We start from the raw sequence: 12,801 nt of genomic DNA, 5'->3' as shown, positions 1-12,801 counted from the left end.
ATGGGATATCTGAATAACGTCACGGGTTATCGCGATGATTTACTGGCTAATCGCGCAATTGTAAAACACGGTAACTTTGCCCTGTTAACCCCGGACGGACTGGTTAAAAATATCATTCCGGGTTTTGAAAACTGTGACGTCACCATCCTCTCAACGCCAAAACTGGGCGCGTCATTTGTTGACTATCTGGTGACCCTACACCAGAACGGCGGCCACCACAGCGGTTTTGGCGGCGAAGGTATTGAAACGTTCGTGTATGTTATTTCCGGCAAAGTTGAGGCAAAAGCGGAAGGTAAAACATTTGCTTTGTCTCAGGGCGGATATCTGTATTGCCCGCCAGGTGAACTGCTCACCTTTAATAATGCCCAGACAGAAGACAGCCAACTGTTTTTATACAAACGGCGTTATACGCCGGTGGCCGGCCATTCGCCATGGCTGGTCTCCGGTAATGCCAACCAGTTAGAACGTATTCATTATGAAGGCATGGATGACGTAATCCTGCTGGATTTCCTGCCTAAAGAATTAGGCTTCGATATGAATATGCATATTCTGTCATTCGAACCCGGCGCCAGCCATGGTTATATCGAAACGCACGTACAGGAACATGGGGCTTATATTCTCTCAGGCCAGGGCGTTTATAACCTCGATAACCAATGGATCCCGGTGAAAAAAGGCGACTACATCTTTATGGGCGCATACTCCCTGCAGGCGGGTTACGGCGTGGGGCGTGGCGAAGCATTCAGCTATATCTATTCCAAAGATTGCAACCGGGATGTAGAGATTTAACGGCGAACAGCCCGCCTGATAATTTTTTATTTAGCTATGTTGGGTTTTGCCACGGTTAACACCGTGGCTTTTTTTATGCTTAACGCAGATTCATCGCCTGACCGAGCTTCATCGCGCAAGCAATATTACGCGCGCAGTAATAAAGGTTGGTTTCACCGCTCGCCAGCACTTCCGCCAATGGCGCGAGTCGCGGCAAAATACTGAATACCGCATCAATACCATGATCGTGAACCACCTCCACGCCTTCCCCCAGCACCCCGGCGATACCAATAACCGGAACATGATACTGCATAGCAACAGAAGCAACACCGATTGGCGCTTTTCCCCCGACCGTTTGCGAATCAATACGTCCCTCGCCGGTGATGACCAGCGATGCATCTTTGATGGACTGCTCTAGTTGCACAGCCTGCAGCACAATCTCAATCCCTGGTTTCATGATGGCCTGCAGAAAGATAGCCGCGGCGATGCCCATTCCGCCCGCCGCCCCACCGCCCGCAACCTGAGATACCTCTTCACCGGTCAACGCTTGCAGCACATGCGCGTAGTTGAGTAACCCTTCCTCCAGTTTCTCAACCATTTCCGGCGTCGCCCCCTTCTGCGGACCAAATACCCTTGCCGCGCCGCGCGGGCCAACCAATGGGTTGTCCACATCACAAGCGACTTCGATCCGACATGCTGTCAGCCGCGGATCGCACTGTTGCAGGTCAATGCTCGCGAGGCGAGACAAGCTACAGCCTCCCGCCCTCAATGATGCCCCTTGCGCGTCAAGAAACCGCACGCCCAGCGCCTGAGCCATCCCCATGCCGCCATCAACTGTCGCACTCCCGCCGATACCGAGGATAATATGACGAATACCGGCATCCAGCGCATGCCGAATCAGTTCGCCAGTACCGTAACTTGACGCCAGCAGCGGATTACGCGCCTGCGGTTCGACTAGCATCAGTCCACTCGCCGCAGCCATTTCAATAATGGCGGTCTTTCCATCACCGGTCAGGCCATAAAATCCCATGACCTTTTCCCCCATCGGCCCACAGACCTCCAGCGAGACCACTTTTCCACCAGTCGCCGCCACCATGGCATCCACGGTCCCCTCCCCGCCATCCGCAATAGGCAAACAAATATATTCTGCATCCGGGAATATGCTTGAAAATCCAGCTTTAATTGCCTGGCAGCATTGTTCGGCGCTTAAGCTCTCTTTAAACGAATCTGGCGCAATTACAATTTTCATCATTAATCCTTTTCATCCTGTTATTTAATGCGTTCCCATGGAATGAGGTTTTCCATAAGCACTGCCAGTAAAATCCCCACCAATAAGCCATTACTCAGTAATGGCCGAATAGTCAGTGGAAGATCTTGTAAATAAACCGGTGGCAGCCCCATCAAAAAAATGCCCACAAACAGCGGGAGTGCCAGCCGATAAATATTTCGTGCGGTAAAGGTGATTTGCTGGCTGAAAACCAGACCGGAATAGAGCAACGGCAGATAAGAGACCAGCATAACGGCACTGCTGATCGCCAGTGGAATAGCGCAGAATAAGCGGGTTAGCGGCGTTACTATCGCCACCAATAAACATAATACGCTGCCGTAAATAAATGATTTTCGCGAGCTGTCGCCAGTTTGTGTTAACAGCCCGATAGAGGAGACAAAAGGTGAAAATGGAATCACGGCAAAAGGCACTGTCACCAGCGTCATAAAACCGGAAATGATAAAGCTACGACGATAACGCGAGCTGCTGGAGCCTTGATGCGCATAAAAGACGTCCGTGCCGCGCACCGCCCCATAGGTATTACTGATATTCACCAGACCGGTGATAACCGCCGTCAGGATAATACCGGGTAACAGCCTGCCATGACTGCCTAACGGGAACCACTTCCAGCTTAATTCACCAGACGGCAAAGACGTTGATGGAAAGCACAATCGCCAGAGTCCCCATCCCACTACCGCCCCCACCAGCAGGGCATAACGGGAGATCCGCTGCGGTAAAAAAATGATCATCGCAAGGATGAAGCACATCACGCCAACCGCCAGGCTAAAAGGCGCCAGTTGAATTTTGACACTGGTGTCAGCAATGCCAAAAGGCAATCCCAACATGCCCTTAAAAAAGATAGTGGTGAGCTGAGCGCCCAACAGCAGCATAAAAAAGACCATCACCGTTGGGGTAAATAGCCGGGCCAACCGGTGTCCTAAGCCGCTAAAGCCGATAATCATCGTCAGCACAGCGGAAATGACAATCCCGACGCTCAGACTGGTGGCGATATCATTGAGCGGTGTCCCACGTGACGCCTCAGCCAGGGTAATTGTCAGAATGGTGCCCCACCATAAACCGGTCGGGCCTTCCATAATGGCGCGACGATGGCCACAAATAACCTGCGCAAGGCAGGCCAGCGATGTCGTGAAAAAAGCGTATTGCGTGAGCATTAACAGATTGCTCGCGGGGAGATGAAAAGCAGAAACCAGCGTTGGGGGGACCACGACCGTATTGCAAAAAATAAAGAAAAACCACTGAAAGCCAGATAGCAAACTTTCGCGGTTAATAACAGGAAGCATATTCATACCTTAAAATAGAGAATGCCCGCCAGCATGACGGGCATTAATTCGCATCACATTATTGTTGATGTTTAAGGATAAATTGACCTTTTGGCGCTACCGGGAATCCCTGCTCGATGTCATAGATAACATCCCCGCGAAGAATAGTTTTCGTAATGCGCGCGCCAATCGTCCGGCCAACATACGGGCTGACTTTGTGACGGTATTCCAGGTCTTCGTTTTTCAGAACGTATTTGCTGTCCGGTTGAATAAAGACGAAGTCAGCATCTTTACCCGGGGCAATACGTCCTTTCTGTTTCAGGCCAAAAATATCTGCGGCGTTGGTTGCCATCAATTTAGCGAATAGCGGCAGCGACATACCGCGTTTTTGCACGGCCTCATCAAACATGACGTCCATGCAGCTCTGCAGTCCGGCAATGCCGCCCCACGCCTGCATGATATTGCCAGCCTTCATTTCTGGTGGGCATGGCGAGTGGTCGGAAACCAGGCAGTCAATCTCACCATTGAACAGTTTTTCCCACATGCCTTGTTGATTCTGTCGATCGCGGATCGGCGGAGAACATTTTGCCAGCGTGCCAATCTCTTCAAACTGATCGGTATCCAGCACAAAATAATGCGGGCAGGATTCGCAGGTCACATCCTGGCCTTCCTGGCGGGCACGGGTCACTTCTTCCACGCCTTCCGGGCTGCTGATATGGCAAACGTGCAGGCGGCAACCGGCGACTTTCGCCAGATACAGCACGCGGCGAATAGCTTCCACCTCAGTGAAAACCGGACGTGAAGCCACATAATCATGTGCCGTCACACGGCCTTCGCGTTTAGCTTCCTCGCCAAGCTCGTCGCAAATGAGCGCATTTTCGCAATGCACCAGCACCGTCTGGTCCATTTCTGCTAACTTCTGCGCGCCTTTGTAGAACTGCCAGTCGTTAACGTCACGGAAGTCATTGTCGATTCCGCGATCGCCACAGGTGGCAACGAAGCATTTGAAACCGACGACACCGACCTCATCCAGCTCGTGCAGACGATCAAGGTTGTAAGAAACCAGACCGCCAAGCTGCGCGGCATCAATGGTCAATTTGCCTTTTGCCGCATCAAATTTAAGTTCGATGGTTTCGCGATCCACCGTCGCGGGCAGCTGGTTGAGAGGCATTTCGATCATTGTGGTGATACCGCCTTTTGCCGCGGCACGCGTTCCGGTCTCATAGCCTTCCCAATGTGTACGCCCCGGCTCAGAGATATGGGTATGCGCATCGACCATGCCCGGTGAAACCACCAGACCTGTCGCATCCATTACCTGCTTTGCCTCCCCAAGATTCTCGCCAATGGCGGCGATTTTTCCTGCCTGGACGGCAATATCAACAATACGAGCTTCATTTTCTAAAATAACAGTACCGTTCTTAATAATTAAATCAAAAGACATAACGAACTCCTTGTATGGATACAGATAGTTTTTATAAATAACGCACGCTTACACCTACGTTTACTGATTTCATTACAACTGACCTGTTGCTTTTTCTACTGCGGCAGGCTGTCCAACCGTTCTTTTTTTCAGTAAGGCATATGCCACAAATGCGACAATAACCCCAACAAACCACGACACTCGCGATAACGGCTCAAGCAATGGAATAAACTTTCCACCCAGTGAAAGAATTACCGCCACTAACGTTACGGAGAATGCCGTCAGGTTAAATCCATTATCATAATATTGGTAATTACCGCTGGCGGTATATAATTCATCAAGATTAATCTTGCCACGCATAACGACAAAATAATGCGCTAACATAACACCAATAACAGGACCGAGCATACCGCCGATGATGTCCAGAAACAGATAAATACTGCTCTGATTTTCCATAAGCTTCCATGGACAAATCAGTAAGCTAATAATACTGGCAATCAATACACCTTTTTTATATGTTAGTTTTGTTGGCGCAATTGCGGCAATCTGATAACCAGCCGGGATAATATTACCCGTAGCGTTTGTTGAGATTGTGGTCATCAGAATAACCAAAACTGCGAAGAATGAGGCAAACAGACTGTCCCAACGCTGTACGATATCCAGCACATTCCAGGTATCCATTCCATAATGAATACTGGCACCGGCAATAATACACACGCTGGCAATCGCAAATAACACGTACGCGACAATAAGACCCAGCGTCTGGCCTAACGCCTGTTCACGAAATGAGTGGGCATTTTGCGTAAAGTCCGATGCGCTTACCGCCGGAGCGGCCCATACCGCAACCACGGCGTTAATCACTACCAGGAACAGGAATCCGCTGTTTCCCGCTTTTTGCACACCGCCCGGAATGTAGTCCAGAATGGGGCCAATCCCTACCAGGGATATCGCCCAGATAGCCATTCCGCCAAAAACGATATAAATGCAAGGGTTCAGGATCGCAGTAAATTTATTTAATACTTTACCACCGCCAAAACCGATACCAACGTTAATCAGCCAAAAGATAAGAAATGTGATTAACCCCGGCAGAGACAACCCCAGTAGTGTAAAATCACCGCCCAGCGTTAAAAACCCAGGCCATATCTTGCCAATCAGAATAAGAAAAGCCAGCGATCCGGCATAACATTGCAGCCCGAACCACATAATTGCCGCAATCCCGCCTCTTAATAATCCGGGAAAAAGCGCGCCACGTACGCCATACGAGCCACGCAGAATCATTGCAAAAGGTACACCATATTTACTTCCGGCGGCGCCATTCATAACCATGACTAATGCAATAAACAATGCACTAATAATAATAGCCAACATAATACTGAATGTGGACAGCCCGAGAATGAAGAACCCGCCAACCATAACATAATTAGGTACGTTATGTACTGACCCCATCCATAAAGTAAAATAGTTAAATGTTTTCCAGTTTCGTTGTGCTGCCGTTTTCGGTAATAAGTCGTCACTATAACCACGTTGTTGGTATAGATCTCTTTGCTGTTCCATAAATCCCTCTTGTCACGTATCGGATAACGTTGTAATGGGTTTAGCTATGTGGAACAAAAACAATATATTAAGTAATGCAAATAGTTTTAATTATATTTTTATGCTGAAGCAGTAACTGGTGTTGCTTTCTTTTTATATAACGTCACGCCGGCAAAAATAAGCGTTCCGGTAACAACCAGACAAGCCGAGATGACAAAGCTTATCTCTTTTGAGCCAGTCAAATCGGAAATAAATCCGGTTAACGTTGGCGCAATAACGGCCGAACTCATACCAAAGAAGTTAAACAGGCTAAATGCTCTGCCCAACGTTTTCGCCGACGCCTGTTCAGACACGAAGGAGATCAGGATGGGATCCACCGCCATTTTTCCCAGTAAACCATACAGGGTCAGGCTGACCATCAACATCGTGGTATTCGGCGATAACACCGTAAACACCAGCATTGCGGCGGCCATAATTTCCAGCCCAAGAATGACTTTGACTTTGCTGTTACGGAATTTATCGGACAGATGGCTGAAGAACAACGCACCGGGAACTCCCACCACGGCGACCAAAGCCGAGGCAACCCCAATCGCGCCACCATCAAATCCCCTTTCAGTCTGCAGATAGGACGGAAGCCAGGTCACAATCAGGTAATAGCCATAACAGGTACAGAAATAGAGGAAGTAGACGCTGCATAACAAACCCGAAAACAGCGGCGGACTTTTCTCTTCTGTCATCGTTGTCGTCTGCGTTTTTTGCTCTGACACCGCCGTTTCGCTTTTTGCCTTACCGCGGATAACCAAAGTAAATACGCACAACATCACCACCAACACAGCCGCAACCAGGAACAACACGTTTTGCCAGGCCATGCTCATGCTTTTAACCAACACGCTGGAGCCGATTAAACCGATCCCCATCCCAATCGCAGAGCCGCTATTAATGATGGCGTTTGCCAGTGCCCGGCGAGCCTGCGGGACATTTGCCGAAGAGAGAGAATACGCAGAACTAAAGAAAGAGGCGCAGCCCGCTCCTGCCATCAGCGAACCGGCATAGATCATCACCAGTCCCGTGGCTTTTGCAATACTGAGCGTACCAATAATAAAGAGCGTAAACCCACACATCAGCATAATTTTCTGGCCAAGCTTATCGACCAAAATTCCGCAGGGAATTTGCATACTGCAATAGGCGAAAAAATAGAAACTGGCGATGGCGCCAATTTCAGCATTGCTGACATTGCCCAGGGAAGCCTGAATCTCAGGATAAATAGGGGTTAATACGGTGCGATAAATCCATATTGCAACCCAACCCAGACTCATTACGACGACGATCTTCTTCCAGTATTCAATACCGGATGTATTTTTTTCACTCATGACATGCACCTTTCCAAAGTGTGTCTGATTAAAATGTATCGCTGCAGGATTGCAGCGATACCAACGATCATGACAATTTATGATTAGCCATTAATTCCAGGGCCTGAACCATTGCCGAGTGATCCAACTGGCTTCCACCATTCGCGGCACAGGTATTAAATAACTCCTGACAGGTTGCCGTATTAGGCAAATTCAATGAGAGCGCCTTGGCACTTTGTAATGCAAGGTTGAGATCTTTTTGATGCAGTGCAATTTTGAATCCGGGATCAAAAGTGCGCTTAATCATGCGCTCACCATGTACTTCCAGAATACGAGATGAGGCAAACCCGCCCATTAATGCCTGACGCACGCGAACCGGATCCGCGCCCGCTTTAGAGGCAAATACCAGCGCTTCAGAAACGGCTTCAATATTTAAGGCCACGATAATTTGGTTAGCCACTTTACAGGTTTGGCCATCACCATTCCCGCCCACCAGAGTGATATTTTTTCCCAGAATATCAAAGAGCGGTTTCACCCGTTCAAATACATCAACTTCACCGCCAACCATAATGGACAGCGTCCCTTCACGAGCGCCAATTTCCCCGCCGGACACGGGCGCATCCAGATAATCCCCGCCAAGTTCATTAACCTGCTGAGCAAAACGCTTGGTTTCGATAGGAGAAATAGAACTCATATCGACAATGGTTTTTCCCTGCAATGCGGTTTTAGCGCACCCGTGTTCACCAAAAAGCACTTCTTCAACCTGCGGCGTATCCGGCACCATGATGAAGATAATATCTGCGAAATCAGTCACCTGACGCGCAGTTTCAACATTAACCGCCCCCAGTGACAGCAACTCTTCAGCCACCGGTCCAATGGTCGTGACATGTAATTGATGTCCGGCGCGAGCCAAATTAATCGCCATTGGCGATCCCATAATACCCAGGCCAATAAATCCCAGTTTCATTTGCAACCTCTTTTATATCTGTCGGTATTCCTGAATTCAGGCAAAACGATTCCCTTCCAACAGAGTGGAAAAAATAGTGTTGCCTGAAATTACTTACAAATTATCGATACTGATTAATCCACGACAATCCCGCTTCGGTGGTCGTCAGCGGCTTATATTCGCAGCCTACCCACCCGTCATAACCTGATTTATCAATAAACTTAAAAATAAAGTCATAATTGATTTCCCCGGTCCCTGGCTCTCCGCGACGAGGGTTATCTGCAATTTGCAAATGACCTATTTTATTTGCCCACGTGGTCATGGTCTGGGTTAATTCCCCTTCCATGCGCTGCATATGATAAATGTCATACTGAATTTTGATATTATTGCATCCGACGCTATCAATTAACGCTAACGCCTGATGCGTACCGGTGAGAAAGAAACCAGGAATATCAAAATGGTTGATCGGCTCAATCAGCAATAAAATATCTTCTTTCGCTAACATGTTGGCCGCATAGCGCAGATTTTCTACCAGCGTTTGCTGGATCTGTTCAGCCGAAAAACCCGCTGGTGTTTTACCTACCAGGCAATTGATTTTTGTATTGCCCAGCCCCTTCGCATAGCGAATAGCCGCGGCCACACCATCACGAAACTCTTCTTCGCGACCCGGAATACAGGCGATACCACGTTCACCCGCCGCCCAATCTCCGGCGGGGAGATTATGCAACGTATGCTCCAGCTTGTTGGTCAGCAGTTTTTCCTTTAAGACGTCAATGTCGTAATCGTAGGGAAACATAAACTCTACGCCACGAAACCCCGCTTGCGCCGCTTTGTCGAAACGCTCAAGGAAACTGTATTCCAGAAACAGCATGGAAAGATTGGCTGAGAACCGTAACATCTGTCACCTCCTCTATTCATATTTCATAAAACAGGTTTCGGTTGGCGCATCAACTGCACCGTCTGCAACCTCTTCAAACTCGGTCACGTTATCCAGCTCGCTACCCATCGAGATATTGGTCACTCGTTCAAGGATCACTTCGACAACAACCGGAACGCGATACTGCGCCATCAGGACTTTGGCTTGCTCAAACGCCGGAGCGAGATCTTCAGGTTTGAAGACGCGAATAGCCTTACAACCTAATCCCTCTGCCACTTTGACGTGATCGACGCCATAGCCGTTTACTTCGCTGGAGTTGATATTTTCAAACGCCAGTTGGACGCAGTAATCCATATCAAAAGCACGCTGCGATTGACGAATCAGGCCCAGATAGGCGTTGTTGACCAGCACATGGATGTAAGGAATATTGAATTGCGCACCTACCGCCAGTTCTTCAATCAGGAACTGGAAGTCAAAATCCCCCGAAATCCCGACGACATTGCGTGTTGGATCGGCAACACAAACCCCTAATGCCGCAGGCAGCGTCCAGCCGAGAGGGCCTGCCTGGCCGCAGTTGATCCAGTGACGCTCTTTGAACACATGCAGCATTTGCGCAGCGGCAATTTGTGATAATCCGATGGTGGTGACGTAGCAAACGTCGCGACCAAAGGCTTTATTCATCTCTTCATAGACACGCTGTGGTTTCACCGGGACATTGTCGAAGTGGGTTTTACGCAGTAACGTCCGCTTACGCTGTTGGCATTCATCAACCCAGCTATTCCGGCAAGGTAAACGTCCGGCTTTCTGCATTTCCTGAGCGACGTCAATCAACAAGGTCAGCGCGGCTTTGGCATCAGAAACAATGCCCAAATCCGGGCACAGAACACGGCCAATTTGCGTCGGTTCAATGTCGATATGAATGATTTTGCGCCCTTCGGTGTACTTCGAGACCGAGCCGGTGTGACGGTTAGCAAAACGGTTACCAATACCGAACACCATATCAGAAGCAAGCAGCGTGGCATTTCCGTAGCGGTGTGCGGTTTGTAGCCCGACCATGCCAGCCATTAACTCATGATCGTCAGGGATACATCCCCAGCCCATCAACGTGGGGATAACCGGTACATGGGTCAGCTCCGCAAAACGTTGCAGCAGTGCGGAAGCATCAGCATTAATCACCCCGCCCCCCGCTACGATAACCGGACGTTCCGCCTGGATCAGCATTTCCAGCGCTCTCTCAATTTGCTTGCGGCTGGCGGCAGGTTTGTAGACCGGCAACGGCTCATACATGTCGGGATCGAATTCGATTTCTTCAACCTGGACATCAAAAGGCAAATCGATCAGCACCGGGCCAGGGCGACCTGAGCGCATGACGTGGAATGCCTGCTGTAAAACCCGTGGCAGCAGTGCCGCTTCACGTACCGTTACCGCCATTTTGCTGACCGGTTTGGCGATAGATTCAATATCGACAGCCTGAAAATCTTCCTTATGCAGGCGGGCACGAGGCGCCTGACCAGTGATACATAAAATAGGAATAGAGTCGGCAGAGGCGGAATACAGTGCAGTGATCATGTCAGTTCCAGCCGGGCCTGAAGTGCCAAGGCAGACGCCAATGTTGCCTGCAGCGGCACGCGTATAACCTTCCGCCATATGGGAGGCGCCTTCAACGTGGCGAGCCAGAATGTGACGGATGCCGCCGTGATTACGCATTGCGGAATAGAACGGGTTGATTGCCGCTCCAGGCACGCCAAATGCGGTGGTGATACCTTCTTTTTCCAGCACATACATTGCCGCGTCAACGGCTCTCATTTTTGCCATTTTCTTTCTACCTCTATTTATTGGAAAATTTTTCCAACTTTAAAAAAATCCAAAAAAGTCCCGCTCCTCTGAGCGGGTTGCGACTTAAGCTACGGGTGCTTTTAACCCAAGCGCCGTACTGATATCTCGTGCTGTATCCCGTACCAGCTCCCCCTGACTAATAAAACGATCTTCCGTCAGTCTGGATGCGGGCCCCGAAATAGAGATGGCAGCCACTACACTGCCTGCATCGTCATAGATAGCCGAAGCGATGCAATTCAATCCAACAACATGTTCTTCGTGATCAACGATATAGCCATTCTCGCGCGCCTGTTCCAGATTACGCAGCAGAGTAGGAAAATCCACCAACGTGTTCGGCGTAAACTGCTGCAAACCCGTTTTCACGACAATGTCCATTAACTCTTCTTCCATCAGCGGATAAAGCAGTGCTTTCCCCGCACCGGAAGCATGCAACGGCATACGGCTGCCCAAAGGTGCACACATCCTGACCATCGATTTGCACTCCTTCTGGCCAATCAGCACCGCTTCAGTGCCATTACGAATCGCGACATTCACCGTTTCGCCTGACAGCAGCATTAATCGGTGCATAAATGGTCCGGCTACCGACAGGACGTCGCGATTATGAATATACGCGGAGCCCACATTGAAGACGCCTAAACCGATATGCCACCATCCTAACTGACTGTCCTGATAGACAAAATCAGCACCCTGTAAAACCTTTAGCAGGCGAAAAGTCGTGGAGAGCGGTAAATCCAGACTGCCGGAAATATCGCTGACTGACGAACTCCCCCCACTTCTTTCGAGATACTGCAAAATCGCAATGCCTCTTTCGAGCGCCTGAGCGCCTTTCTGCGCAACCGGCTCCGTCTGTCCAGGCCTGCCGCGCCGTCTTACTTCCGTCTCCACTACATTTACTCCGGCCCAAAATATGAGCATAAACAATGAACAATATGCTCATATTAAGCAAGAAGGCCAATAGCGTCACGCAAAACAGAGTTCATGTGCCGGGATACGTTCAACATCGCAATTATCGCTACCACCACGATCGACCGTCAGGAAATCGGTCACGGTTTGCCAGGCAAACAGCGGGTGATGCCAGACGTTTCGGTGATAATTCACCCCCTGTTGACCATTGGTGATAAAGGCTTTTAAGGTGGAAAGATCGGGTTTGTCCTCACCAAGCGCGACAATCACCACAAACGCTTCGCCCTTCATGGGCATAAATGCCTGGGTACCCAGCGGGTGGCGCTCCAGTTCATGCACAATAATAGGCATCGCTGCCGGTTGCGCGCGGTTAATGCTGATGAGCGTTCGGTCCTGCTCAAGGATCTCCACATTAGCCAGATCGTGATAACGTTCAACCAACCCATCATTGATATGAAAAAAATCACGTTTATGGGTTTCGATGACATCGCCATAGGCGCTGAATGTGTGCTGATTTAACGGTAATACCTCAAGTTTCATCATCTTTTCCTTGTAACTGAATTCCTCTGAACCGCAGCCAGAACAGTTAGCGGCTTCAATATCATGCAATCTAAAACCTTCGGGA

Annotated in this window: 11 protein-coding genes; 1 reads left to right on the top strand and 10 read right to left on the bottom strand. The window is 49.5% G+C overall.

Annotated features, from left to right (window positions below):
• A complete protein-coding gene (gene allE, locus FDX09_RS06475; protein WP_087857081.1) occupies window positions 1-786 on the top strand; it encodes a (S)-ureidoglycine aminohydrolase in 786 nt (261 codons plus the stop codon).
• Between the two features lie 79 nt (window positions 787-865).
• Here allE and glxK read toward each other — a convergent pair whose 3' ends face one another.
• The 10 genes from glxK to allA all read right to left on the bottom strand — a co-directional run bounded on the left by glxK (window position 866) and on the right by allA (window position 12,716).
• The gene (gene glxK / locus FDX09_RS06470; protein ID WP_137347010.1) at window positions 866-2,014 is read right to left on the bottom strand and encodes a glycerate 3-kinase; all 1,149 of its coding nucleotides are present in this window, start codon (window positions 2,012-2,014) and stop codon (window positions 866-868) included.
• Between the two features lie 20 nt (window positions 2,015-2,034).
• A complete protein-coding gene (locus FDX09_RS06465; RefSeq protein WP_137346941.1) occupies window positions 2,035-3,333 on the bottom strand; it encodes a uracil/xanthine transporter in 1,299 nt (432 codons plus the stop codon).
• Between the two features lie 58 nt (window positions 3,334-3,391).
• Window positions 3,392-4,753, bottom strand: a complete 1,362-nt coding sequence (gene allB, locus FDX09_RS06460) for an allantoinase AllB (RefSeq protein WP_042309982.1) — start codon at window positions 4,751-4,753, stop codon at window positions 3,392-3,394.
• 72 nt (window positions 4,754-4,825) lie between these two features.
• A complete protein-coding gene (locus FDX09_RS06455; protein WP_085047603.1) occupies window positions 4,826-6,286 on the bottom strand; it encodes a putative allantoin permease in 1,461 nt (486 codons plus the stop codon).
• Window positions 6,287-6,384: 98 nt separating this feature from the next.
• A complete protein-coding gene (locus FDX09_RS06450; protein ID WP_137346940.1) occupies window positions 6,385-7,635 on the bottom strand; it encodes an MFS transporter in 1,251 nt (416 codons plus the stop codon).
• Between the two features lie 67 nt (window positions 7,636-7,702).
• Window positions 7,703-8,581: a 2-hydroxy-3-oxopropionate reductase gene (glxR, locus tag FDX09_RS06445; RefSeq protein ID WP_137346939.1), complete on the bottom strand. Its 879-nt coding sequence runs from the start codon at window positions 8,579-8,581 to the stop codon at window positions 7,703-7,705.
• A gap of 100 nt (window positions 8,582-8,681) precedes the next feature.
• On the bottom strand, window positions 8,682-9,458 hold the full coding sequence (gene hyi / locus FDX09_RS06440; protein WP_137346938.1) for a hydroxypyruvate isomerase: 777 nt from the start codon (window positions 9,456-9,458) through the stop codon (window positions 8,682-8,684).
• Window positions 9,459-9,470: 12 nt separating this feature from the next.
• Entirely contained in the window at window positions 9,471-11,252 is a 1,782-nt protein-coding gene (gcl, locus tag FDX09_RS06435; protein ID WP_038638436.1) for a glyoxylate carboligase, read from the bottom strand.
• Window positions 11,253-11,336: 84 nt separating this feature from the next.
• Entirely contained in the window at window positions 11,337-12,188 is an 852-nt protein-coding gene (gene allR / locus FDX09_RS06430; protein WP_042309993.1) for an HTH-type transcriptional repressor AllR, read from the bottom strand.
• 45 nt (window positions 12,189-12,233) lie between these two features.
• Window positions 12,234-12,716: an ureidoglycolate lyase gene (gene allA, locus FDX09_RS06425; RefSeq protein ID WP_038638430.1), complete on the bottom strand. Its 483-nt coding sequence runs from the start codon at window positions 12,714-12,716 to the stop codon at window positions 12,234-12,236.
• Window positions 12,717-12,801 lie beyond the last annotated feature (85 nt).

It is taken from the genome of Citrobacter sp. wls717, from assembly GCF_005280955.1.
Classification (GTDB): Bacteria; Pseudomonadota; Gammaproteobacteria; order Enterobacterales; family Enterobacteriaceae; genus Citrobacter; species Citrobacter werkmanii.
This window is presented reverse-complemented; position numbering and strand designations above follow the sequence as displayed.